At 33.5% G+C, this 25,328-nt stretch carries 20 protein-coding genes; 3 read left to right on the plus strand and 17 right to left on the minus strand.

Annotation, left to right across the window (positions count from 1 at the left end):
• Nucleotides 1-31: 31 nt before the first annotated feature.
• Entirely contained in the window at nucleotides 32-1,972 is a 1,941-nt protein-coding gene (locus ACE939_RS09320; RefSeq protein ID WP_378185148.1) for a peptidylprolyl isomerase, read from the minus strand.
• 196 nt (nucleotides 1,973-2,168) lie between these two features.
• Here ACE939_RS09320 and ACE939_RS09325 point away from each other — a divergent pair, with 196 nt between their 5' ends.
• Together ACE939_RS09325 and ACE939_RS09330 are read left to right on the plus strand one after the other, a co-directional pair.
• Nucleotides 2,169-2,408: a hypothetical protein gene (locus tag ACE939_RS09325; protein WP_378185150.1), complete on the plus strand. Its 240-nt coding sequence runs from the start codon at nucleotides 2,169-2,171 to the stop codon at nucleotides 2,406-2,408.
• A gap of 76 nt (nucleotides 2,409-2,484) precedes the next feature.
• A complete protein-coding gene (locus ACE939_RS09330; protein ID WP_378185152.1) occupies nucleotides 2,485-2,994 on the plus strand; it encodes an OmpH family outer membrane protein in 510 nt (169 codons plus the stop codon).
• Between the two features lie 85 nt (nucleotides 2,995-3,079).
• On the opposite strand, the gene guaB is transcribed toward ACE939_RS09330, so the two are convergent.
• The 16 genes from guaB to ACE939_RS09410 all read right to left on the minus strand — a co-directional run bounded on the left by guaB (nucleotide 3,080) and on the right by ACE939_RS09410 (nucleotide 23,361).
• Nucleotides 3,080-4,552, minus strand: coding sequence for an IMP dehydrogenase (gene guaB / locus ACE939_RS09335; protein WP_378185154.1), 1,473 nt, complete (start codon nucleotides 4,550-4,552; stop codon nucleotides 3,080-3,082).
• A 114-nt stretch (nucleotides 4,553-4,666) separates the two neighbouring features.
• Nucleotides 4,667-8,383 carry a ShlB/FhaC/HecB family hemolysin secretion/activation protein gene (locus ACE939_RS09340; protein ID WP_378185157.1) on the minus strand — a complete coding sequence of 1,239 codons (3,717 nt, stop codon included), beginning with the start codon at nucleotides 8,381-8,383 and terminating at the stop codon, nucleotides 4,667-4,669.
• A 1,191-nt stretch (nucleotides 8,384-9,574) separates the two neighbouring features.
• Nucleotides 9,575-10,852, minus strand: coding sequence for a DUF3570 domain-containing protein (locus ACE939_RS09345; RefSeq protein ID WP_378185158.1), 1,278 nt, complete (start codon nucleotides 10,850-10,852; stop codon nucleotides 9,575-9,577).
• Between the two features lie 16 nt (nucleotides 10,853-10,868).
• The gene (locus ACE939_RS09350) at nucleotides 10,869-11,084 is read right to left on the minus strand and encodes a DUF4266 domain-containing protein (RefSeq protein ID WP_378185160.1); all 216 of its coding nucleotides are present in this window, start codon (nucleotides 11,082-11,084) and stop codon (nucleotides 10,869-10,871) included.
• The gene (locus tag ACE939_RS09355; protein WP_378185162.1) at nucleotides 11,081-12,082 is read right to left on the minus strand and encodes an FAD:protein FMN transferase; all 1,002 of its coding nucleotides are present in this window, start codon (nucleotides 12,080-12,082) and stop codon (nucleotides 11,081-11,083) included. The genes ACE939_RS09350 and ACE939_RS09355 overlap by 4 nt, the downstream gene beginning before the upstream one ends.
• On the minus strand, nucleotides 12,067-12,510 hold the full coding sequence (locus ACE939_RS09360; protein ID WP_378185164.1) for a thioredoxin family protein: 444 nt from the start codon (nucleotides 12,508-12,510) through the stop codon (nucleotides 12,067-12,069). The genes ACE939_RS09355 and ACE939_RS09360 overlap by 16 nt, the downstream gene beginning before the upstream one ends.
• A 73-nt stretch (nucleotides 12,511-12,583) precedes the next feature.
• Nucleotides 12,584-13,189, minus strand: coding sequence for a GNAT family N-acetyltransferase (locus tag ACE939_RS09365; protein ID WP_378185166.1), 606 nt, complete (start codon nucleotides 13,187-13,189; stop codon nucleotides 12,584-12,586).
• Nucleotides 13,190-13,219: 30 nt separating this feature from the next.
• Nucleotides 13,220-13,732: a PAS domain-containing protein gene (locus tag ACE939_RS09370; protein ID WP_378185168.1), complete on the minus strand. Its 513-nt coding sequence runs from the start codon at nucleotides 13,730-13,732 to the stop codon at nucleotides 13,220-13,222.
• A 125-nt stretch (nucleotides 13,733-13,857) separates the two neighbouring features.
• The gene (locus ACE939_RS09375) at nucleotides 13,858-16,326 is read right to left on the minus strand and encodes a TonB-dependent receptor domain-containing protein (protein WP_378185170.1); all 2,469 of its coding nucleotides are present in this window, start codon (nucleotides 16,324-16,326) and stop codon (nucleotides 13,858-13,860) included.
• Nucleotides 16,307-17,668, minus strand: coding sequence for an HTTM domain-containing protein (locus ACE939_RS09380; protein ID WP_378185172.1), 1,362 nt, complete (start codon nucleotides 17,666-17,668; stop codon nucleotides 16,307-16,309). Before ACE939_RS09380 ends, ACE939_RS09375 begins: the two co-directional genes overlap by 20 nt.
• Before the next feature lie 13 nt (nucleotides 17,669-17,681).
• Nucleotides 17,682-18,800, minus strand: a complete 1,119-nt coding sequence (locus ACE939_RS09385; protein WP_378185174.1) for an imelysin family protein — start codon at nucleotides 18,798-18,800, stop codon at nucleotides 17,682-17,684.
• Between the two features lie 106 nt (nucleotides 18,801-18,906).
• The gene (locus tag ACE939_RS09390; RefSeq protein WP_378185176.1) at nucleotides 18,907-20,145 is read right to left on the minus strand and encodes a DUF4856 domain-containing protein; all 1,239 of its coding nucleotides are present in this window, start codon (nucleotides 20,143-20,145) and stop codon (nucleotides 18,907-18,909) included.
• Between the two features lie 155 nt (nucleotides 20,146-20,300).
• The gene (locus ACE939_RS09395; protein WP_378185178.1) at nucleotides 20,301-20,762 is read right to left on the minus strand and encodes a heme-binding domain-containing protein; all 462 of its coding nucleotides are present in this window, start codon (nucleotides 20,760-20,762) and stop codon (nucleotides 20,301-20,303) included.
• Nucleotides 20,763-20,773: 11 nt separating this feature from the next.
• Nucleotides 20,774-21,637 carry a hydroxymethylglutaryl-CoA lyase gene (locus ACE939_RS09400; protein WP_378188434.1) on the minus strand — a complete coding sequence of 288 codons (864 nt, stop codon included), beginning with the start codon at nucleotides 21,635-21,637 and terminating at the stop codon, nucleotides 20,774-20,776.
• Between the two features lie 49 nt (nucleotides 21,638-21,686).
• A complete protein-coding gene (locus ACE939_RS09405) occupies nucleotides 21,687-22,313 on the minus strand; it encodes a LysE family translocator (RefSeq protein WP_378185180.1) in 627 nt (208 codons plus the stop codon).
• Between the two features lie 16 nt (nucleotides 22,314-22,329).
• Nucleotides 22,330-23,361 carry a quinone-dependent dihydroorotate dehydrogenase gene (locus tag ACE939_RS09410; RefSeq protein ID WP_378185182.1) on the minus strand — a complete coding sequence of 344 codons (1,032 nt, stop codon included), beginning with the start codon at nucleotides 23,359-23,361 and terminating at the stop codon, nucleotides 22,330-22,332.
• A gap of 609 nt (nucleotides 23,362-23,970) precedes the next feature.
• On the opposite strand from ACE939_RS09410, the gene pepT reads away from it, so the two are divergent.
• On the plus strand, nucleotides 23,971-25,245 hold the full coding sequence (gene pepT / locus ACE939_RS09415; protein ID WP_378185184.1) for a peptidase T: 1,275 nt from the start codon (nucleotides 23,971-23,973) through the stop codon (nucleotides 25,243-25,245).
• Nucleotides 25,246-25,328 lie beyond the last annotated feature (83 nt).

Genomic DNA, 25,328 nt, shown 5'->3' on the forward strand with positions numbered 1-25,328 from the left:
ATAAAAATGAATATTATATATATGTAGCGCATTAATTCTCTAGTTCAATTTTAAGTTTACGTAGTGTTGTTGAGTTAATTTTAACGTCATATCTTTTTTGAAGACTATTTAACCATTGTTTTTCGAGATAAGTTTGATAGTCATTGACCACTATACCCTTTATTTCTTCTAATGAAAGTGTTCTTGAAGGAATCTGTTCCTTTATAAACAACAATGTGAAATAGTTTTTTTCCTCCGTAATAGTATAATTCCCTACTGATTGCATCTGATCTATTTTAAATGGTAGTGCCTTGGCTGTTTGCACTATTTCATCAAAAATCACAGGTACTATATCATTCGTATTTACTTTTTCATTTATTTGTTTCAAAGGTATTCCTCTATGTAATTGATTTTTAATAGTTTGCAAAATACTCTTATCAACAGATGAAGCTTTAATAACTCTATATCTTTTGTCTTGTTGGTATTGATCAGTATGTTGCAAATAAAAAGCTTTTAAACCCACTGTATCATTTTGTGCTTTATCCCAAATTTTGGACTCCATCAAATCGAATAACAATAAGCCGTTACGATATTCATTTAAAACTGCAGCGTATTCTGAGTTCTCTGATTCTAAATTATTAGAGTAATAAACTAGGGCTTCATTTTTCTGAAATGCGCGAAATTGTTTTTTTATAAAGTCTTTCCCTTTTTGACGCCCGACACCAACATTTTTTAAAAAATTGATAAAATCTCGATACAAAATTTTTTTTGTGCCTATGACAAATACTTCTGTATATGCTTGTTTTTTGCTAAGTGTAATATCTTGAATAGCGGTCGTAGCTGTTATGGAATCAAAAAAAATGATATGTTGCTCATCTATAGATATATTGTACTTTTTAAGTAACTTTTCACTAAAAGAATCTACTTCCATTTTAGAACGATCATCCTTTTTAATTTGAGATCTCAACTTAGATTTAATTTTCTCAAAAGACTCTATCGGTTGCTTATCAATTACTTTGATGATATGCCACCCTTTATTTGTTTTAAAAGGTTTGGAAACCGCCCCAACCGTATCCAAACTAAAAGCAATGTTTTCAAAGATCTCAGAATTTGTTCCTCCTTTTTTAAAAGGTTTTGTAATACCATTTAAAATTTTAGCTTGATTATTTTCACTGTAGGCATTGAATAACGTTTCAAAAGAAACACCATTTTTATATTGTTTATAAAGGATCTCTATTTGCTTTTGGGCTTGTTTTTCTGTTCGATCGGGAGTTTCTTTTATAAGAATATCACTTACGGTAATGTAACCTGACACTTCTTCTTTTGCTATAGGTTGTACTATATGATAGCCAAAGGAAGTGCGAAAAGGCATGGAAACAGCTCCTAAAGGTGTTGTATACGCAGCGGTTTCAAAAGGGTAAACCATTGAAAAAACAGAAAACCATCCCAAATCGCCAAAGTTTACTTTTACTGATGGATCTTCACTATTTTCAATTGCAATGGCTTCAAAATCTGCTCCGTTATTAATAGAATCCCGCAAACTCATTAAATGCTTATATACTTTTAATGTATCACTTGGCGTACTAGAAGCATCCATAGTACGTAAGATGTGTTTTGCTTTAATTCGATAACGATAGCGCTCATAAGCTTCCTTGAGCATTGGTAAAGTTACTGCGGTATCCGACATGAAATTTGATCGCAATTGTTTCTCATAACCCGTTAACTCTGCTAGATATGATTTTTTCTTATCGAGCCCAAGTCGCTGCGCTTCTTTTATTTTTAATTTATAATGGGTGAATAATTCTAAATATTGATCAACCGTAAGTGTATCCGAATCTGGAGTAACACTTTTATTCTTTAAATAAATACTTTTAAACTCCTGAGCATATACTGGTTCCTCATTAATAGTAAGCAATATAGCAGACTCTTCCTGTCCCCATACTATTGAAGAGAGCAAAATTGCTGAGACAATTAGATTCTTTTTTATACTCATTGTTTTTAGAGAATTTTGAGGGATCGGACAAAAATAACAATATTAAGATATTCTACAACTACCTTACTAACGAATCCTTAGGTTGAATCGTATGTTAATACATTCTCTTTATCGCAGAGTACTCTTTAGAATGAATTCATATATTTCTAACATATCTCAATATTTTATAATATTTTGCTTGCTTAGTTTTTAAAATATGGAGAGAAAAATAAAACTCATATGGGATTTTAGAGGTCCCAATGCTGCACTCACAGCAAAACATCACGAAACTCATTTGAGAGAGTACGCCACTATTGAGAAACTTGCGTATTTTTTGACAAGTCAACAACATCTTTCAGAAATACACAGTATTGCTTTTATGGTAGTTAATGACAGTGATATGAAAAAAGTAAGAGATGCCTTAAAACCTCATCGAGGTCAAGTTTATAATGAATAAATTCATACACGCCACCTTTTTTACGTAAAGTACAATTATATTTGTACATCTCAGATTTTTTAATTTAAACAAAATAATGAAAAAAATAGCTTTAATAGCTATAATAATCTTTAGTGGATTTTATAGCAATGCTCAATCCAAAGTAGGAACTATTGATAGTGAATTTATCCTATCTAAAATGCCAGAACTTCCCAAAATTCAAGAAGATTTGAATGCTTACAATAAAAAACTGGAAGATGATCTAAAAGTGAAGGTAGATCAATATCAGGCAAAAATTGAAGCATATAAGACTCAAGCCGATACGTATACCGATCCTATGAAAAAGACTAAACAAGAGGAAATCATTACACTTGAGAATGATATCGCAAAATTTCGTCAAAATGGATCAAAACTTTTTCAAATAAAGCAAAATCAGCTATTACAACCTTTGTACCAAAAAATAGGCAAAACCCTTGAAGAAATAGCAAAAGCTGAAGGTTATTCACAAATACTCACCATCACAAGCAGTGGACTGGCCTATATTGATCCTAAATTTGACTTAACGAAATCAGTTATGTCTAAACTAGGAATTAAAGTAGAAGAATAAGTATTATAAAGATATATAGTTAATATAAAAAAGCATGAATGGATACTACCATTCATGCTTTTTTATAGTTAAGATTTTTAACTCTCTATCTACTATAATTAGGTGACTCTTTGGTTATCGTCACATCATGTGGATGACTTTCATTAATACCACTAGCAGTTATTTTTACAAATTTTCCGGTTTCTTGTAAAGTAGCAACATCTGCCGCACCACAATATCCCATCCCTGCACGTAAGCCTCCAACAAATTGATGAATACTTTCATACAAATCTCCCTTGTATGCAACACGCCCTACAATACCTTCTGGCACCAATTTTTTAATATCATCCTCAACATCTTGAAAATACCGATCTTTTGATCCTTTTTTCATAGCCTCAACAGATCCCATTCCGCGGTATGTTTTAAACTTTCTTCCTTCGTAAATAATAGTTTCGCCTGGTGATTCTTTTGTTCCAGCGAGTAAAGAACCTAGCATAACACAATCTGCGCCAGCTGCAATAGCTTTGGGGATATCTCCTGTATAGCGAATACCACCATCTGCGATAACAGGAACTCCCGATCCTTTAATTGCAGCTGCTACCTCTAAAACCGCCGAGAACTGAGGAAAACCAACACCGGCAACTACACGTGTCGTACAAATAGAACCTGGTCCTATTCCCACTTTAACCGCATCGGCTCCAGCAGCCACCAAATACTTCGCAGCTTCTGCAGTAGCGATATTTCCAACAATCACATCTAAATCAGGAAATTTTTGTTTTATCTCCTTAAGAACACTTACTACACCTTTAGTATGACCATGAGCAGTATCAATAACCACTGCATCGACTCCTGCATTAACAAGGGCATCTGCACGCTCAACAGCATCGCCCGTTACCCCAATAGCTGCAGCTACTCGTAGTCTCCCCAAAATATCCTTGTTAGCACTTGGCTTCAGCGTAAGCTTAGTTATATCTCTAAAGGTTATTAACCCTACCAGCGTATTATTATCATCTACTACAGGTAATTTCTCAATTTTATTCTGTTGTAAGATCACTTCTGCCTCTTGCAAAGAAGTTCCTTCTCCTACTGTCACGAGATTGCTACTTGTCATTACTTCAGAAATAGGGCGCCGATCATTTTTTTCAAAACGCAAGTCTCTATTGGTTACAATACCTAATAATTTTTTTTGTTCATCTACAATAGGTATCCCACCAATACTATGTTCGCGCATATAATTCTTTGCGTCAATAACTTTCGCACTGAGCGGAAGCGTAACAGGATCGATAATCATTCCACTTTCTGCACGTTTAACTTTGCGTACTTTGATGGCTTGCTCTTCGATCGTCATATTTTTATGAAGCACTCCGATACCTCCTTCTTGCGCCATGGCAATAGCCATACTGCTTTCTGTAACGGTATCCATCGCTGCAGAAACGATAGGCACATTTATTGTAATATTTCGAGTAAACTTTGATTGAATATTTACATCTCTAGGTAATACTTCTGAAAAGGCTGGAACTAAAAGGACATCATCATATGTGAGACCTTCACCTACGATTTTGGATTCGTGTGCTGTCATGGCAATTAAGATTTAATTGCGAGCAAATATACGTTATTTTATTTCTTTAAAATCGTTATCCCCTTGTTAAAAACAAGAGGATAACATAAAATATAGCGTTTTATTTTTTTCTATTTAGAATCCAAAACCAAAACCAACCTGTACCATATTTGTTTCTTCAGAATTAAATACACCTATATTAAAGGCTAAAGCATTAAGACCACTAATCCATAAACCACCACCCTGAGAAGTATGTAATGTATTTGAATCATCATTATTCACCCATACTCTACCATAGTCAAAACCACCGTAGACACCAAAAGTTATAGGAGCAACAGCTGTAATAAAACGTTTTACTCGAAGCTTAAGATCTGTACTTTGATAAAAATATGCTTTTCCGCTAAATCGTTCATTTCTAAAGCCTCTTAACCCGTTATTACCTCCAATTGACGGAGCGTGGTAAAACAAATAGTTATCACCTATGTTTGTTTTGCCTTCTAATGTCGTACCTAACACCAGATGTCCTGAGCGTATCAATTTATGACTTGCACCAAGTTTTAAGGAAACATAACCAAATTGATTATCGCTTTCGGCTATATTTGCTTTGTAGCCTCCTTTAATCCCGAAATACACTGCCTCTGTAGGAAAATCTTTTGCATCCTGATTGTAATAATACAGTCCCGCTTCACTACCAACATACTGTTGCTGATCAAAGGCTAAGGGGTTTATATTTTGCTCTGTAAAATAACGATCTTGTTCTTCTTTGACGCTAAATGATTCATACAACGCTTTTAAAGTAATAGATCTATGTCGTATACCAGCAGAAAATTTAATTTGCTGCATTCTTGCTCTGTTGAAAGATAAACCATTGTCATCATCGGTATTGACAGACTCGTTTCCGAATCCAAAGAAATTATTTGCGAATAGTTCATTTGTAAAATATCCTTCCACTTCAAAATTCCACTGCGGAAAAATATTAGCAAACTCACCTTTATATGATAATTCTATTCCTTTTAATAAAAAGTAATAATTTGCTCCAATTTTATGTTGATATCGAAATGGATTGCCATTAAACCCATTATTTGTATAGGTGTTGACAGCGCCTAAGAAAAATCCATCGTCGGGATTATATCCCAAAGTTGGTAATAATACATTATGATTTTCTTGAAAATATCTCCAATGAAAGGTATTGGTTTCATAAAGATTGGATAAGTACTTTGAAGGGGATTTTTCATCAAAATCTGAATCTTCAAATTTCCAATCATATACCTTTAATCTTTTTTTATTTTTGGTTATGTATCTATCTTTTCCATACCCACCAATGATTCGAATAAAAATTTCACGATCTCCTTCTCCAATAATTTCAAAGGTATCATCATCATTTAACCCATAGATCCATAATTCTTTCGTTTTATCACGGTCAAACGTTCTACTATAAATTTCTTTATTCTTTTCATCTGATAATTTACGCTTGATTGTCACTTTTGTCTTACCTTCTTTAAGACGTTCTATTAAAAAATGGTCATCTTTATGTGTACCTCGAATTGATATGGTGTTATCCAAGTACTCTCCATATGTTTGAGCATAGATATCTAATTTTGTAAGTCTTGACTTAAGATTTTGCTTAATTTTTGAAGCTGTACTATCTTGAACCTCTTTTGGAATTCTCAAAAATGCTGCATCTATTGTCTCTGCGCTAAGTTCTTTCTGTATTTTTTTGGCCTCCTCTTTCCATAAAGCTGCTCCATATTGCGTTACTAATGCCCTATCGAGATCATTGGCTTGCGCATTATACCATTTTATATTGTTGATTTCAGAATCGTATGATTGCCAAAATCTAGTATTTGGCATAAACATTTGTACGATTGGAATACCAATACCATCAAATTTTGAGAAGGTATTATCACGATCTCTGGGGATCGGTATAAAGGTTTTATCATCTTCATTTGTGGTATACTCCATCCATCTCCATTGATCCTGATGACGATCCCAATCGCCTATTAACATATCAAATATTCTAGCACGTACATAGGCTCTTTGATCAATAGTATAGGATTCATCTTCCTTAATTTTTTCTAGCATATCTGTCGTGCTTTCAAAATCTGAAACTTTACCTGCTTCTTTTGGGTTTGCTCGATTATATCCTTCAAAATTCTTTTGTTCTTCTGAGGGTCTTTCTTCGATAAAATATAATTCATCTCCAAAATCGGTATTAAACTCACCCAATCGTTCCTGTTTTGGTATATAGTATAGCTCTGCATTCGAATGATTTACATCAACTGCCTTTGCTAGAGGATCGATAACTAGTTGCATAAAGGGATGAGTAGTTGTAAAAAAATCCGAAATCAAATCCTCGGCCATTGTATTTTTATAATCCTCGGCAGTATAAGCTATCCCCCTTACTTTAAATTTTAAAAATTTCAAGGCGTTTTTACGTAAAGAACGCATTGCGTATTGTTTTCCTTCCGAATCGGTCAATCTTAAAGAAAAAGATTGGTGTCCGCCTCCTTCTTTCTGTACAGTGAGTCCACCATGCAATGTATCTAGATATGCTACCTTTGCAGTAACAGGAGTTCCAAAATAATCACGGTAACGCTCTCCCCATAATACCTTATAGAACCCTGATTTATCCAACTTATCTTCGTCTGTTAAAACCGTTGCTTTTTGTGTCTCACCTAATTGCTTTTGTTCATAAGTGGCAACTTTTGGTTCTTTGAAAGGCGGCAGTACCGCAAATCTAAACTCTTCATTTTTATCATTATCGGTTAAAAAAGTAACCTCGGATGATCCATCTTCGAAATAATCGACTTTAGCAAAACCTTTTTTTCCTTGTGTAAATACCCCTTCAAACTCCAAAGACCCACCTACCGTTGTTAAGACACCTTTTGATCTTTTGGTAGCTGATTTTGAACCTAACGAACCGCTGATTATTTGATGCATTTGACCTCCTTTTAAATATTGAAGGTTTTCTTCGTGTCCAGAAACGATGGTGACCCGATCCGATTTTTTTGCTATAGAACTTACAAGTATGCGCAAGTAGCGATATCGTCTCGCATTTAATTGCTCTGGCGAAAAACCTGCCATATCCTTAAAACCATCATAAATGTTACCTACTAGAGGAAGTGGTAATAGTTGACTAGAAAAAGTGTCTTTCCCAGCATATTCACCGTTACTATATACTGGATGGTGCATTGCTATAACTACATTTTTATCTTGCGCATCATTAATATAGCCTTCTAGTTCTTCTGCAAAACGCCTTCTGGTAAAAATATCGGTACATTTTTTATTAATCTCCTCTACTTTATTCCAATTTGCGATGAACCATGGAGAATTTACCACTATAATAGCAAGCTGATCGTTAACATCGATATATTCTAATGGACACCCATTTTTCTCTTGATATTCTACTTTTTCCTGCTCTTTTTCTTTAATATAATCTTCATATTCTTCTAGATCATCAATATCATTAGTTTTCCACTCGTTGTTACCAGGTATAAAAAGTGTTCTTCCTTTGTAATTCGAGACAATCTGTAACTGCTGTTCTAGTAACTTAAAGTCCTGATCTTTATTTTTTCTTTTAGGTGTTACATTGTCTCCTAAAAAAATCATTGTACTTTTCTTATCAGCGTTTTTTAATGTTTCTTCTAACTTATCAACTAACTTACTATCTACTGGATCTTTTGCATTACCCAAACCACTTGCCAAGTATAAAGTGTAAGTAGGAGTTTTATCAGACGTATTACTAATAGGATTGGTTAACCATTGTGGCTGATATGTCGCACAAGAAATCACACAAAAAATTAAAAAAACTAGTAACGCTATCCTACTACTTACTACGGAAAAATATCTCATATGTTTATTGTTAGGTTAAGAACACTTTTGTATCAATTTCAACTTAAATTGAAAGAGGCTTTGCTTAAAAATAACTTGGTGTTCAATTATTGTGGACTAAATTATTATCCGTTCTTATCACTACAATGCACATTTAGGTAACTTTATGATTAAAAGATTGGTTTTAGCATTTCCTTATGGAATATTACTTATTTTGTTGGCAAAGCTTTAAGACTTCTAAGCAAAAAAACCCGGTTTTCTCTATCCTTTATTCTGCTATTATATTATTTACTGAAATTGAACAAGAAAACTTATATACTATAAACCATTGTATTTAATAATGAACAGAAATTGAATTTAATCATATAAGAGGTAGGGTTACTATACTTTAAACCGTTTTATATATATAGCGAATACTTTACATTGATAAAGGACGCCGAAGAAAATTTTAGTCATGCATTTGGGGTTGCATAATTGATAAAGGACTCACCTAAACAATAGATGGGTCTTTTTTTTGTTTAAAAATTTCGTAGCACCCAAGGTAGGGTTACTATACTTTAAAACGTTTTATATATATAGCGAATACTTTACATTGATAAAGGACGCCGAAGGAAATTTTAGTCATGCATTTGGGGTTGCATAATTGATAAAGGACTCATCTAAACAATAGATGGGTCTCTTTTTTTAGTTTAAAAATTTTATGGTACTTAAGGTAGGGGTAGGGTTACTATACTTTAAGACGTTTTATATATATAGCGAATACTTTACATTGATAAAGGACGCCGAAGAAAATTTTAGTCATGCATTTGGGGTTGCATAATTGACAAAGGACTCATCTAAACAATAGATGGGTCTTTTTTTTAGTTTAAAAATTTCGTAGCACTAAAGGTAGGGTTACTATACTTTAAGACGTTTTATATATATAGCGAATACTTTACATTGATAAAGGACGCCGAAGAAAATTTTAGTCATGCATTTGGGGTTGCATAATTGACAAAGGACTCATCTAAACAATAGATGGGTCTTTTTTTTAGTTTAAAAATTTCGTAGCACTAAAGGTAGGGTTACTATACTTTAAGACGTTTTATATATATAGCGAATACTTTACATTGATAAAGGACGCCGAAGAAAATTTTAGTCATGCATTTGGGGTTGCATAATTGACAAAAGACTCATCTAAATAATAGATGGGTCTTTTTTTTTATAAATGTATTACTCTAACACAAAACTTAAACCCCCAGAAACAATAAAAGCAGTAAGGCCGCTGTCACGTTCATAATTATGTATTGCCACTTCAATTTTTTTCAAACCAAACGATAGAATGTGCAACTTTGTGAAAATATCGGTATAGCTAATTCCTAAACCAAATTGATTAGCTTTAAACTCTGAAAGATCATAATCTGAAGTGTAATATGTTTGTGTCGATACATGCTTATTAAAAGCAGCAAAATAATCTGCTGCACTTTGCGTATAAAAACGGTAACTAGGATACACTGTAAACTTGTCTGTCAGTTTATATGGCATCTCTATAGAGGCTGTATGAGAACCTATATTCCAGTCATCTTTATAAAATCTATAAAAAGAACGTAATACTATTTTTTCATTTACATAATAATGTAATCTAGCTCCTCCCGCAATTTTTAAACGAGAGTTTGGTAATCGCTCAATATCATCAGCATATGTGAAATTTTGAATAACTAAATCAGGTATGTCCAAAAATTGTACTCGTTGAAAAGGTGTGGATAGTAAACCCTCTTGATAAGTCACATCCAATGCTAAGGATCCCTGAAGCTTTTGAGATAGTATCTGAGAAAAACCCAGTCCAAATGAAAACGAATTGCGAGATTCATTCTCAAAAGGAGTAAAAGAAGGCAGATCTCTTAGTTCTGAAGGATAAATAGCATTCCATGTATCCAAGTAGACATTGACATTTGCACTTAATTCAGTGTTTTTTTGATTAAATAATTTAGTGAAGCTCCCACCAAAACCTATTGAGAAATAATCATATTCGGTAGCTATAGCTGTATTTACCGACCAAAGCGTAGTACGATTATCACTACTATGAGAATACGCTAATTTCATGGTACTTAATACATCACTTTTTGAAGCTCCAGATGATGCTATATAAGGATCTGCTACCTCATCACCATCAAAAGGGTTCACATTACTTGATGAAGCCGATGTATATGCCGAAATCCCTGCATCTATTGATAGTACAGAATCATCATTTAATGGAATAGCAACCACTATGGTTGGTGTACTATTAGTAAGTTCTTCGGTCCCTATACCACCAGTAACAGCGGCATTATCGCCATCTTGAGCATAGTAACTCATCAAAAAATCTAATTCAGTCGCTTCTAATACTCTACTTTTGTAGTTCGAGTTTGAGGATAAGGAGTCTATTTGAGCAAAACCGCTCCCACATACAATCAAAGACATGATTATAGCTGCTAACCCAAGCTTGATATTTGAATACTTATATAAACTCATAGAGTTGCCGTTTTTTCTAGTTACAACCACAGCCACCGCCTGTTTTACCACCGTTAGCACCTGCTGCAGCTTCTCTGTAAGCTTGAAAATTTGTTTCAAATCGATTTATTTTTTTAGAACGTAACTCCATATCTGGATCATTAATAGCCACTTTTTCATATTCTTTTACTACTGCACATGATTGCAAAACTACTATCAAAATTGCCGTAATAATTATATACTTAAGATTCATTGATTATCTTTTTTTATTTTTAAATTTTTAGATGTAATAACACTTCCTTTTTCGTCAATGATAATACACTCAACACCTGGTAATTGATCAACTCTATCGACACCCAAAGAAACTCCCATTACAAATATTGAAGTTGCTAATGCATCTGCAAGTTCTGCTTTGGGTGCAAAAACTGTGACACTTAGGATCCCCGAAGCGGGATACCCAGTTCTGGGATCAATAATATGAGTATATCGCTTATTATTAAAAGAAACGAACTTCTCGTAATTACCTGAAGTTACTACAGCCTGATTATATAAAGGTAGTATAGCATAGGCCTTTGATGTATCCATGGGATTAGTAATAGCAACCTGCCAGTTTTTAGCATTAGGTGGTTTGCCCCATGCATTCATATCACCAGATGCGTTGATAATACCTGCAACTACTCCTTTGCTTTGCAATAGTTGTTTCGCCATATCTGCAGCGTATCCTTTACCAATCGCTCCAAAACCTATTTTCATTCCTTTTCTACTTAAAAAAACAGTGGTATCATTTGAATTAAGTTTTAAATTTTGATAACCAACCCGGGATACCGAGGCTTTTATTTTTTCTGGGGAAGGCATATTACTCATACTACCGTCAAATTTCCAAATTGCATCCATAGAAGCGTATGTAATATCAAATGCTCCATCTGTTATTTTTGAAATATTTACTGATCGTTCTATGAGTTTAAACAACTCAAGAGATACAGCTACAGTTTGTTTTCCTGCATTTTTATTAATCAAAGAGGTTTGAGAATTGGCATCCCATGAGGAAATTAAGCGTTCAATACGTTCAATCTCATTAATTGCAAGATTAATAAAAGAAGTTCCCTCCTCTGGTGTATCAGCTACCACTGTTACTTCAAAATCACTGCCCATTTTACTAAACTTCTTTGTGTACACCTCTTGAGCTCGAAGCTGAATACTTGTAAGAAAAAATATGATAATACTTATCAATAAACTCAACGTGCTTCCCATGATCTCAAAATATCAATATAAACACTAGGTGCTACCTTTTTATATCCAACCTCACCTAATTTTTCTCCAGTCGCAGTCAACATTAATAATAAAGGAAAATGACCTTGTGGATTATAGGTATCAGCTAACATTTTATTTTGTTTTGCCGTTTCGGTTGAAAGTTGATTCTTCTTTTTACGTGGAAAATCTGCCTTTACCAATATATATTGAGCGTGCACAAATTCTTTAAAATCTTCGGTATCTAAAATAAAACGTTCAAGTTTTATACATGGTGCGCACCAATCAGAACCTGCAAATAATAAAAGAACTTTCTTATTTTCATCGTGTGCAATTTTTTGGGCTTCGGCAAAATTGGTCATCCATTCTTGAGCAGAAAGCGTAGCTATTCCGTACATGGTAATTAGCAAAACCATTAATATCTTTTTCATAGAAATTTTAACTAAATAATAAACAAGATACACAATAGCTCTTAAACGAAAGAACTTTATGCTTACTTATTAGTTAATATCCTTTGAAGATTGAGTTCTTTAAATCCTCCCAATCCGATTGTATTATGCTCAAAACAATAGTATCTCTTCTACCAGTGGGAGTTATAAAATGATTTCTTAGCCTGCCTTCTTCTACACAGCCAATCCGTTTCATCGCTTCAATACTACGCGTATTTTTTACATCGGCTCTAAATTCAACGCGTTGTACTTTCATGACTTCGAATGCATGAGATAACATTAAGAACTTACAGTTTCTATTCACACCTGTTCGTTGAAATTTCTTTCCGAACCACGTATATCCGATGGTACAACTTTGATGAATATTATTAATTTCATAAAACCTAGTAGTCCCTGCATACTCTTTATTCTTTTTATCAAAAACTAAAAAAGGATATGATGTACCAATTTTTCTATAATTAAGAGCATTTTGTATATAAGCTACGACGTCGATCTCTGATCGCATTGGTGCTAAGGAGTATTGAAATAACTCGGGTTCATTCTTAACAAACCGCCTTATGAATTCTGAATCAGATAGCTCCAAAGGTCGTAATTGCACATGCTCATTTTGGAGAATGTAATGGTCATCTTGAGAAAAATGAAGTGGAATATTTTTTATCAAAATACTAATTATTGGAGCTAAAATATTGTACTATGCTGCTTTTTCCAATGCTACATAATTAATAAGTTCTCCCTTGTAATTAAGTACAGGAAAACCTTTGATCGTACAGAGATATATAGATTTATCTTTTCTGTAATTAATTACGGATTCTTCAAAAGACTGTCTTGCATCTATAGCTTTACGTATTTTTTTTGAAACGGAAGGACATGTCTGTTCTCCTTGAAACATTTTTGGCGTCTTACCTATAACTTCGGTAGGTAAAAAACCATTCATTCGTTCTAGGTTATGACTTGCATAAACAATTTTAAGGGTGGGATCGGTAACTACCACAACGTTTTTGTTTACGATAAGTTCATTATAAAAATCTAAATGTAGCGCCCACGAATTGCTTAATTTAGTTAAAGATTCAATATCCTTTCTAAATTCAGCCTTCGCCAAAAAATGTTCTCCATAAAATTCCCAGCAAGACAACGGTAAATGATAATTATCCGATGCATTATAGCGTTTTGCTAAATGTTCTTCATAAATTTCTAAATCATTCATATTTCAGGAATTTTAACTATAAATTTTTGTGATTATAAGAGACTACGCCTTTTACTCATCTTACTATTTTTCAAATGTATTGAATTACAGCTACATCCTCAATTGAACAAAAGTTAATTTAATAATTAGAATTTTAACTGTACAGTTGCATACCAAGATATAGGTGCAGCAGGAATAATCCCAGGGCCCGGATATCCAGTAGCTCGTTGTGTAAAATAACTTTCGTCCAAAAGATTATTTATACCCGTTTCGATTTTAAAGTTTTTATAACTATAGGAAAAAGATATATCTACAATCGAATATGAAGGAATCTTACCTAAGGTTCCTTCTTCTTTGGTGCCTGGCAAGCCTTTTTCTGCATTGGTAACCTCGGTAAACTGTTCTGAGAGGTGAGTAAGCTGCACATTTGCAAGTAGATTTTTATATCCAAAACCTATTCCTGCTTTTAGATTTACTAAAGGTATAAACTCTACTTTATTGCCTACAATTGGTTCTTCGGAGCTAGTATATTCAGAATCAGTTAATGCTAAGTTAACAAACGAATTAAATACATAATTACTAGTATTTGAAAATAAAGTATTGGCTATATTCCAATTAGCATAACTCTCAAAACCATAAATTACTGCATCTCCTATATTACCACGAACTCGTTGTGCTCTATTATTAAAAACTTCTCCTATCCGATCATCATACCATATTGCAAAACCACCTACATCATAGGTAAAAGTATTATTAATTCTACCTCGCATTCCAATATCGGCTGTAAACCCTTTTTCGTCGCCAATATCTGGTTCTATAACAAAGGAAGGATTTACGATACGAATATCGCTAAATGTAACTGATCTATAATTTTGAGAAATATTAGTATACACCTCTATTCCACGATTAATCTTATAACTTGAACCTATACCAAATAGTACAAACGATCGCTCGAGAGTTTCATCATCCCTCTGAGCTGTATTATCAATAGGATTACCTGCATTATCAAAAATAACGCTTTGATATATCCCATCTGATTCGGTTTTTATATATTCGAAACGAACTCCTGGGGTTACAGAAAATTTATCTGTAAGATTAACTATATTCTCTCCAAAAACAGATATATTAAGGTTTGGAAAATCAAAAGTAGATTGATTTGGATAATCTGAAAATTTTGAATCTTTAAATGTAAAATCAGCATCAATATCTAAACTACCTGGTCCTTGTCGTGCATCGTTTAGAGCTTGATAGTATTTGGTTCCTATCAAAAAAACAGCTTTTTTATCCAAAATTTTATAACGACTCAATAATCGAGCTTCTGCTCCCCTATTTTGAAAATTTCCGATAATTAAATCTCTAGGGGTTACAAAATCTCCCTGAGAATCGACTTCGTCTACTGCTGTAATAGGGTTTGCATTGAGATTCGTTGGAACCCCACGAAAACCTAAAGCACTTCGTGAAGCATCCAATCCAAAAATATTGAAACTAAAGTCGGTCTTTTCTGAAAATTGGTGTTCTAACCTTAGAGAAAATAATTTCCAATCAACTTTAAACCAATTCCTAGATCGATAACTTACTTCAGGGGTTTGCTCAAATTGTGTATCTGTTAACCCTCCTGGCTGTTTGGCCAAATATGTAAGGTACGTGAATTCTCCTATAAGTTTTGTTTTATCAGATAGTTGATAGCCTAGATGGGCATAGAAATTCTTAGAATCAAACTCAGAATTAGGTCTAAACCCATCCCCCTTTTTGAAATTATAATAAGTGTAATAACTAAACTTACCTAAGCTTCCGCTTAAGCTAGTAAAACTTGTGAATAAATTAAATGACCCCAAAGATTGTCGTGAAATCAATTCGAGTTCTTTATTGGGGTTGGGTTCTTTCATTTTGAAATTTATAAGTCCACCAAATTGGGTCCCATATTGTAAGGATGCGGCTCCACGCACTACTTGAATTTCGCTCAATGCTTCGGCTGGAGGTGTGTAATAGCTCTCTGGATATCCCAAAACATCTGCACTAATATCATATCCATTTTGACGTGTGTTAAAATTGGCGGTTCTATTGGGGTCCAGACCTCTTCCACCAATATTGAGTTGTAAGCCTCCTACACTATTTTCATAAATATTTAAACCCGCCACTTGAGCATAAATTTGACGTGCATTATTTGAAGCTAAATTTCCAACAGCGTTGTCAAGTAAAACTACTTCGGTCTTTTTACCAGCGTATATAGCAGTACCTTCTACTGGTTTTAATTGTTTTAGGCCAAAAATTCGTTCCCTTCTTTGTGTTATTAATACTTCTGAGAGTTCTTCTCCAAGAGGTTTTAACCTAAAATTGACCGTAGTATCGCCTGTTACGACAACGGACTTTTCTAAAATTGCAAAATTGTAATTAAATACAGTAACTAGGTATTCTCCATCAGCTACATCTGTAAATTCAAACATACCGTTTGATTGAGATATAGTTTGCTCTCCTGTATTTTGATTATATATCTCGGCATTACTAATAGGTTGATTATTTTGATCAATTACAATGCCCGTCAGTTTGTATTGTGCGGTCATAAAACTTGTAATCAGTAATGCAAATATTACTGTACTATAATCCTTTAATTTCATCTTTAAATGGAATAATCCAGTTTTTATGTTTAAATGATTCTTTTTGTTTGCCAAGATCAACACTAGGATCAATATACAAACTGCTATGTCTTCCATTAAGTGCTACGTAACTTTCTACAAATACTTGTACATTTTTATGACCATCCTTTTCAAAATGTCTTTTCAAAAAATGAGCATATTCTAATATAAAATCAGGTTGAGTAGCCATTTGCTTTTGTTGAAACGGTGTTAAAAAATCATCATTATCTACATAAAACCTTTTACCTGACTGTTTGTCAACTATCTTAAAGTTAGCGTAACCTGCTTTTTCCATAAGCATAACTCTCCAAGAAAAACGAAATCCTTCTTCTGTCCAAAATAATTCTCCTGGATATACTAAATACCGAAAGGGCAAAAATAATTGAATTATGAAAAAAATAGTGATAAAAAATAGAGCAATTTTTCTTTGCTTAGTTTTAAAGAAAAAAACATTTTTAGAATCATAAAACTCTTTACTAATATTAAAAACTCTTGATATAATTCTTAAGATTTTATGGTGTACAGTAGCATCAAAAAATATTAATGTACTTATAATCATAATAAATGGAAACATCCCTATAGGAAACAGAACTCGAGTGAGTACATGAAATACAACTACTAATATAAATCCAAAAATTCTGGTTCTCTTATAAAGTAATAAAAATGGAATAGTGAGGTCATACAAGACTCCCACGTAACTAAATACATAGTGCACCCACTCTTGATGCATCATTTCGCCTAAAATAGGTAGATCATATTTTGAAGGTAACCATATTTTTAATGGCATAGCTTTCAATAACCAGTCAGAATTTAGTTTAGCTAATCCAGCATAAAAATATACGATTACTAATAATAATTTTATAGTATCAATAGTCCACCTTGGAATTTTCTGAAAAGATTTTTTTCTGATTCTGGCATCAACAGAAAAATAGACATTTGCAGGTAAAAAAATCATCAAAAAACTTACTATACTAATAAAATAATAATGATTTAAGTATGTAGTTTTGTCCATTAATTCGATATAAGTAAAGCTAAAGAAGAATGTTACAATTGCTATCTTATATTTATATCCAATCGCTACAAAAACTGCAGCAAGTGCGCAAATTATGAATAGTATATAGGTAAGAGAACCTACAGGCTTTACAAATTCAAGCCCGTAATATGAGAAGAAAAATTTGGGCTGTATATAAAACTTGTCGATCCAACCATTGCTCCAAAACCGTACAATGCTAATCAACATCATACTACCAAAAAAAATACGAAAGACTGCAAGTGATGCAGCCTCTGTACTTGTATTAAAATATTTTTTGAGGTAAAGAACCATACCCGTTTATAGCTTAATCACCATCTGCATCTACAAAATCAACTCTTACAGAAAATGCTTGTAACATGTCTACTTTGAGAAATACTACATTTTTTTGAAGTTCGTCATACGTTTCAAGCATCGGTGTGTTGTTCGTTTTAACTTGATCTGAAAAATTATCATTTAATATAGCTGCTTTTGATCTTGACGATTCGAATTGATTATTTATTTTTTGAACCAAATCTTCTCCTTTACTTATAGAATTTAAAAATTCAAGATAAGTTCTAAAACTCTCTCCTCTAGTAGAACTATTGTAATGCTTACCATTAAACAAATCCTGCATAGCGGATAAATTAGCATTGAACAATCTTTTTGAAAGATCTCCCTGATAAAAAGCTTCTACCTTGGTATTTAAAGCCTCGCTTGTAAATACTCCAGCAGGAATTCCTATTTTACCCGCTCTTAAATGTTTCTCATAATGAAAGATAAAATCGTTAACCAATTTATCTACAGAGCTGGTAGCAGATGAACCGCTATTAGCTACAAAAGTATCCCGATATCCATTTGTCCAGTCCGCTAAAACCTCCTGTGTAAGTCCATTCATTCTGGTAACTATTACCGAAAGATACTCCTTATAGTTGGCTCCGCTGGTTGTATTTGTATAAAACTCAATAGTACCTAAGTCCGTATCTGATAGTCCATTAATAAGGTAGTCTAACGCTGCAAACCCTTGTTCATCTTGTTGAGAAACCGTCGTAAGATCATAAGATCCAGAACTTATATTTTTTTCAACATTTTCGGTAGTTGTAGGATATACATTCATAAAATTTCTATATGAAATTTCTTCAGCTTTACCAATTTCAAACATGCTAACCGATTGCCAAGAAACATATGCATCTATCCATGTTTCTCTAAGTTTTAAAAGGCTACCTTGATCTGGTGCTATTATAAAGCTAGATGTAGACTTATTAAGGGCATCCATATCAGAAGCAAAATTTTGATACGCAGGTATTATAATATTGTCTGCAATATTTGCCAACATTAATTTTCGATCAAAAGTATCTTCACCTATCTGACTTTCATTATCATCTTCACTCGAACATGCTGTAAGCACGACTGCAGCAATAATCATTAAAAGTAAAAACTTCTTCATTTTATTTTTATTTATTCTTAATAAAGCTTTGCAAATGTAAAAAAAAGAGGTCAAAATACACTTAGATTTTGACCTCTTTTTTTGGATTTTATAAGTTGTTTAAGCTTTAGCTTCCAGCCTGTTCTACCGTGAAATTAAATTTTGATGCAATCATTACAGAGATTGTTTGTAAAGTCTCGGGAGTCACATCCCATAACCCATTGGTACTACCTGTCATTTGATCGAGTAATCCATCAACTTCGTCTCTAGTAAGATAAGGTGCATTAGTTTCTGGGTTTCTAGTAAATTGCAAACTATAAATAAAGCCATATCCTTCTGACAAATCATGAAATACTGCTGCATAATCAACAGTAGAAGATTCTAGCAGTTTTTTTCCTTGTTGTAAGTAATATACTGCTCTTACTCCGATCACTTCAGATATCTTTTCTCTTATGATTTCTGCTTGCTCATCTCTAATTGTATAATCTTTGGCAACTATTGCAGCTCTACCTAACTTAAATGCATTAAAGATATCTACAGCAATACCTGAAAAATCTGGATCACTCTCAACTCTACTAAGGTATTTACTTAAAAAATCATCATCACCTTCTTTATCATCTCCTACTATATTAACATTGGGAGTCGCTGGTGTTTTTGATGCGCCATACACATAACCGTATGCCTCATCCCACTTATGCTCCATGGTTGTATAGTTTTTACCCTCTTCAACAACTGCATTATCATTATTAAGTAGATTATCTGCCTCATCCAAAACAGCTGTACTTAAATAATTATTTAAAGCTTGATCTACCATCAAGGCTCCGATTAATCCTTTAGCAAAAATCTGATTCAGTTCTAGTCCTTTGGCATCAACATAGCGATTAGATCCGCCACCAGCTTCTTGCAATACCCCTGCATTGCCTGGGGTAGCCTCAACACTCCAGTTAGGAAACACTAAGGCTACCTGATTTTTTATTAAATTATCAAACTCTACTTTGATTGCAGTTGCAGCAGTACTATTAGCAGAAAAGTAATCTTTTGATGCTGCTGTTTTACTACGTACATTTTTATCAGATTCATTAAGCGCTGTTTCAGAAAAATCAGATTCCCCTTCAATATGAGCAAACATAGCATCAAGAGCTTCTTCTGTTAAAGCAGTATTTTTAAATGCTCCAATAATTTCTCCAGCCATAGCTATTCGTGTAGTTTGCCCTCCAAAACTAACCGTACTCTCCCCATTTCTCTCAAAGGCATAAGTTGTTGGTTCTTGAATAGTAACTCCTGTAGCATCATCATCATTAGAACAAGAACTTATCAAAAGGACTCCCGAAAAACATACTAAATTGATTAATTTTAAAACTTTCATCCCTATTTTATTTAGACTTAATTTAAATAGCTTTTTATATGTTGCAAATATATTGAACCTATTGTATTTGCCAAAAAATATTTAAAATTAATCTAAATAAAAATGGAGCTTATAATACAAGCTCCATTTGGGTAAGATCGTTATTTTAACGAAGATTAAGGTTTGATGGTATATTTAGCTCGTAAATTTTTAGTCCACTCGATAAGAATTTCTTTCTCTTCACCCTTCAAATTTCCATGAACCCACGTATACGATGCTAATGGCATTTCTCCCTCTTCTACCTCTTCAATCAACTCTTCTAATTTATGATCCTTTTTTTTGGTAGAGTAATTTTCCCATTGTGATACATTGAAATGCTCTTTTCCTTCTTCTACATGATCTGCTAACCAATAGGATACTGGAGCAATTTCGGCATACCAAGGATACCGTGTCTGGTTACTATGACAATCATAACAATTATTACGTAGTATGCTTTTTACTTTATCTGAAGGTTGTGTTTCTTTTTCAAAAGAAACTATCGATTCATATCCTAATTCATTTTTTTCGGGCCTTATAAATTGCATAATTAGTAATACAGCTATTAGCAGAAGTACAATGCTTTTAAAAAATTTATTCATTCTTATATATTTTAATGATAGTAACTAAAAATTTTTGTCGCTTCATTGTGACTTGATTCAAAACTTAACATTTTGACATTAGTATCTGCTTTTACCGAGGTAAAATACGATAACATACGCTCGGTTGGCATATTACCTGTCAAATCATCTTTTGCCATTGGGCATCCTCCAAAACCTTGAATTGCACCATCGAATCGCCTGCAACCAGCTTGATATGCTGCGTTTACCTTTTCAAACCATTTATCAGGAGTTGTATGCAGGTGCGCCCCAAATTCTATCAAAGAATATCTTGGTATTAAGTTTGAAAAAAGGTATTCAATAATTTCTGGCGTCGAAGTCCCCACGGTATCCGACAAGGACAAAATCTCAACTCCCATAGTGCTAAGTCGTTCTGTCCAAGCTGCTACTATATCTACATCCCATGGATCTCCATAAGGGTTTCCAAACCCCATAGAAAGATATGCCACCACTTTTTTATTAGCTTGATCTGCTATATTAAGGATTTCCTGTAAAATTTTGATAGACTCTGCAATAGTTTTATGGGTATTACGCATTTGAAAATTTTCTGAAATCGAAAAAGGGTATCCTAAATATTCAATTGCGGCATATTTAACTGCATCTTCAGCTCCTCTTACATTCGCTACTATTGCTAATAATTTACTTTGTGTTTTTGATAAGTCTAGCTGCGCAAGTACTTCGGCAGTATCCACCATTTGTGGGATTGCTTTGGGAGAAACAAAACTTCCAAAATCAATTGTATCAAAACCACATCGTAAAAGGGATTGAATATATTGTACTTTTGATGAGGTAGGTATAAAATCTCTAATACCTTGCATAGCATCCCGCGGACATTCAATAATCTTGACTTTCTCAATCATATAGATAAATCAACTTTTAGTTTTTATAAACACTATAAAAGTAAGGTTATTTTTCTGATAGAAGAATAAAAACTCCTATTGCACTAAATACAATTATTTGAATCCATTTAAGGAACATACCAACCGACTTTATTTCTCTTATACTTTGCGAAATATAATCAGCTAAAACAGCTATTAGCCCAAAGAAAAAGAAAGAAACACAAATAAATATGCATCCCAAAATATAGAACTGCGCTACGGTGCTTAACGTATTGCTAAATAAGAATGCAGGAAAAAAAGCCAAAAAGAATATAGAAACTTTGGGGTTCAATACATTCATAATAAACCCTTGCTTAAATAATTGTAATGGTTTTTTTCTAGGAATAGTGTCAGAATGCAAGTCTATCTTGCTATTTGCGATGTAGACTTTGAATGCTAAAAAAAATAGATAACCTGCTCCCAATATTTTGATAGTAAAAAAAAGTTGGTCACTTTGCTGAATCAATGCTGACATCCCTAAAGCAACCAGGGTCGTATGTATTATACAACCCGACATTAAGCCTGCAATGGTAGCGAAACCATATTTTTTACCATTAACTACGCTCTGCAGCAATACGAATATATTATCTGGTCCTGGAGTTATAGCTAACAGGGATGTCGCAATTATAAACGTGTATAAAATGTCATAGTTCATACTTAGTTTTATGCAATTATTGTTTCATACAAGCTACCAAACTTTTATTAATATCTTTTATCAATTGAGGCCCTTCATAAATAAAGCCGGTATATAATTGAACCAAACTAGCGCCGGCTTCTAATTTATCCAAGGCATCTTGAGCGGTATGTATACCCCCTACCCCTATAATAGGAAATGCTTGTTTACTATGTGTTGATAAAAAACGAATCACCTCGGTAGAGCGATCTTTAAGCGGCTTCCCGCTGAGCCCACCAATTTCTTTTGTAATCTGCTTACTTGATTGTAAACCTTCTCTTGAGATTGTTGTATTCGTAGCAATTACTCCGGCTATTTTGGTTACCGCTACAATATCTATGATATCTAACAACTGATCGTTGCTAAGATCAGGAGCTATTTTGAGTAATATCGGTTTTTGTTTAGGCTTTGCATTATTTTTTACCTGTAGCGCGTGAAGCAATGCTGTAAGTGGTTCTTTATCCTGCAGCGCTCTCAAATTAGGAGTGTTTGGTGAACTAACATTTACTACAAAATAATCAACAACGTCAAATAGAGCCTCAAAACAAATCTCATAATCTTTTACTGCCTCATCATTTGATGTAACCTTATTTTTTCCAATATTGCCTCCAATTAAAACACCCTTATTTTTTTTTAGACGTTTAACTGCCTCAGCTACACCTCCATTATTAAAACCCATACGATTTATAATCGCTTGATCTTTTTTAAGGCGAAATAATCTTTTTTTTGGATTACCCTCTTGAGGCTTTGGGGTTAAAGTTCCTATTTCAATAAAACCAAACCCCAAATCTGACAGCTCATTAAATAATTTTGCATCTTTATCAAAACCCGCCGCTAATCCTACTGGGTTATTAAATGTAAGACCAAAAACTTCTTTTTGTAACCTTTTATCTTTAACAGTATACAATGCCCTTGACAGAGCGGATGCTCCAGGTATACGAAATAGTCTTCTGATCCATTTAAATGTAAAATGATGTACTTTTTCAGGATCGTATTTAAAGAGTATTGGGCGAAGAATAATTTTATACATACATTTTTTTTGATCTAGCAAAAGTAGTGCTTTAGGATCAAAGTGAAAACATATCCATAAAAAAGCCCACTTCTATAATTGGTAGCGGGTCTCCTTGATTATTGCTCTGTGCCGTCCGAAATTATTTTTTGTATTTGATGTCAAGTAAGGAGCTACATAGTTCATTACTTGATTATAATTAACATATAATGATATACTTGTAAGTTATTTAATATGTAAAACATTAATCGGTACTGCAGTTTTAACTATTGTACGATTAGGGTTGTTAACTCCTACAAGTACAACCTCATCCAAAGACACACCAGATTGCATCGCAACAATGAGCTTTGAATTGAGGATAATTTTTTCTTGAGTTTCAAAACCTACCTATAAAAAATTAAGGTTTAACCCTAGTTTGCTAAGATTTAAGATCGACCATCCAAAACCTTTTCTGAAACTTCTTTTGTATAACCTACCATAGCAAGCTCAAAAGAAAATAGCAAGAACATTGCGTAAGTTCTAAACATAGTTTTAATTTTGATTATTGATAATTTGTGATTCCTAAAACATACAAAACACTTATCAACAAAACAGTACGTACACAAAAAAGAATATTCTAATTAGTTTGCTATGAAAAAGTATAAAAATGAAGATTTAACAAGAGTCCACTTAGATAAAGAAGATTTAATTAATCGATTTACTAGCTATGTTACTATTGACACAGAGAGTGATCCTAATAGCACGACTACTCCAAGTACCCAAAAGCAATGGAATCTCGCAAATTTACTCGTAGACGAATTAAAAAAAATTGGATTGAGTGATGTTACGATTGACGAGAATGCGTACATAATGGCTACGGTACCTAGTAATGTAGATTATAGTGTACCTACCATTGGTTTTATTTCGCATTTTGACACCACTCCAGATTTTACGGGTGCTAATGTAAAACCACAGCGAATTGATAATTATGACGGAAAAGACATAATCCTTAATAAAAAGGAAGATATTATTCTCTCACCTGATTATTTTGAAGATCTAAAGCTTTATATAGGTCAAACACTTATAACTACTGATGGGACTACGTTACTAGGAGCAGATGACAAAGCGGGTATAACAGAAATAATTTCGGCTGTCGAATACTTGATGAAGCATCCAGAAATAAAACACGGTGATATACGTATAGGTTTTACACCAGATGAAGAAATAGGTCGCGGTGCGCACAAGTTTGATGTGAAAAAATTCAATGCCGATTGGGCCTATACTATGGATGGAAGTCAAATTGGTGAATTAGAATATGAAAATTTTAACGCTGCTGGTGCTGTGGTTAAGATTAAAGGCAAGATTGTTCATCCTGGATATGCCAAAGGTAAAATGATCAATAGCATGTACATAGCTCAAGATTTTATAAACTCTTTACCTCGCCTAGAAACCCCAGAACATACGTCTGATAGACAAGGGTTTTTTCATTTACATCAAATGGAAGGTGAAGTAGAAGAAACAACTCTACACTACATTATAAGAGATCACGATAAAACACATTTTGAAGCTAGAAAAGATATGCTAAATAAATTAGCTAATGCTTTAAATGAGCAATACAACAAAGAGGTAGTAACAGTTACTATTAAAGATCAATACTACAATATGCGCGAAAAAGTTTCACCTGTTATGCATATAGTCGATTTGGCCGAAGAGGCAATGACATCACTCGATATTACACCCCTTATAAAACCAATTCGCGGAGGTACAGATGGAGCTCAGTTGAGTTTTATGGGGCTACCTTGCCCTAATATTTTTGCAGGGGGTCACAATTTTCATGGACGTTACGAATATGTTCCTGTAGAAAGTATGATCAAAGCCACCGAGGTAATTATAAGAATTGCAGAACTCGCTGTAATCAAAAATTAGTGAGTCTTATTCTCATATAGTATTAGACAGAAATAAAAAAGCGGGATAGTATTATACTATCCCGCTCAATAAATTAGAAAGGT

This window comes from Aquimarina rhodophyticola (assembly GCF_042434915.1).
GTDB lineage: Bacteria > Bacteroidota > Bacteroidia > Flavobacteriales > Flavobacteriaceae > Aquimarina.

Bases quoted from the DNA above. Each gene is read 5' to 3' on its own strand.
- ACE939_RS09340 (WP_378185157.1), bottom strand. From the start codon at position 8,383: ATGAGATATTTTTCCGTAGTAAGTAGTAGGATAGCGTTACTAGTTTTT.
- ACE939_RS09350 (WP_378185160.1), bottom strand. From the start codon at position 11,084: ATGAATCTTAAGTATATAATTATTACGGCAATTTTGATAGTAGTTTTG.
- ACE939_RS09370 (WP_378185168.1), bottom strand. From the start codon at position 13,732: ATGAATGATTTAGAAATTTATGAAGAACATTTAGCAAAACGCTATAAT.
- guaB (WP_378185154.1), bottom strand. From the start codon at position 4,552: ATGACAGCACACGAATCCAAAATCGTAGGTGAAGGTCTCACATATGAT.
- ACE939_RS09345 (WP_378185158.1), bottom strand. From the start codon at position 10,852: ATGAGTTTATATAAGTATTCAAATATCAAGCTTGGGTTAGCAGCTATA.
- ACE939_RS09360 (WP_378185164.1), bottom strand. From the start codon at position 12,510: ATGAAAAAGATATTAATGGTTTTGCTAATTACCATGTACGGAATAGCT.
- ACE939_RS09325 (WP_378185150.1), top strand. From the start codon at position 2,169: ATGGAGAGAAAAATAAAACTCATATGGGATTTTAGAGGTCCCAATGCT.
- ACE939_RS09390 (WP_378185176.1), bottom strand. From the start codon at position 20,145: ATGAAAGTTTTAAAATTAATCAATTTAGTATGTTTTTCGGGAGTCCTT.
- pepT (WP_378185184.1), top strand. From the start codon at position 23,971: ATGAAAAAGTATAAAAATGAAGATTTAACAAGAGTCCACTTAGATAAA.
- ACE939_RS09380 (WP_378185172.1), bottom strand. From the start codon at position 17,668: ATGGTTCTTTACCTCAAAAAATATTTTAATACAAGTACAGAGGCTGCA.
- ACE939_RS09385 (WP_378185174.1), bottom strand. From the start codon at position 18,800: ATGAAGAAGTTTTTACTTTTAATGATTATTGCTGCAGTCGTGCTTACA.
- ACE939_RS09320 (WP_378185148.1), bottom strand. From the start codon at position 1,972: ATGAGTATAAAAAAGAATCTAATTGTCTCAGCAATTTTGCTCTCTTCA.
- ACE939_RS09375 (WP_378185170.1), bottom strand. From the start codon at position 16,326: ATGAAATTAAAGGATTATAGTACAGTAATATTTGCATTACTGATTACA.
- ACE939_RS09405 (WP_378185180.1), bottom strand. From the start codon at position 22,313: ATGAACTATGACATTTTATACACGTTTATAATTGCGACATCCCTGTTA.
- ACE939_RS09410 (WP_378185182.1), bottom strand. From the start codon at position 23,361: ATGTATAAAATTATTCTTCGCCCAATACTCTTTAAATACGATCCTGAA.
- ACE939_RS09395 (WP_378185178.1), bottom strand. From the start codon at position 20,762: ATGAATAAATTTTTTAAAAGCATTGTACTTCTGCTAATAGCTGTATTA.
- ACE939_RS09330 (WP_378185152.1), top strand. From the start codon at position 2,485: ATGAAAAAAATAGCTTTAATAGCTATAATAATCTTTAGTGGATTTTAT.
- ACE939_RS09355 (WP_378185162.1), bottom strand. From the start codon at position 12,082: ATGGGAAGCACGTTGAGTTTATTGATAAGTATTATCATATTTTTTCTT.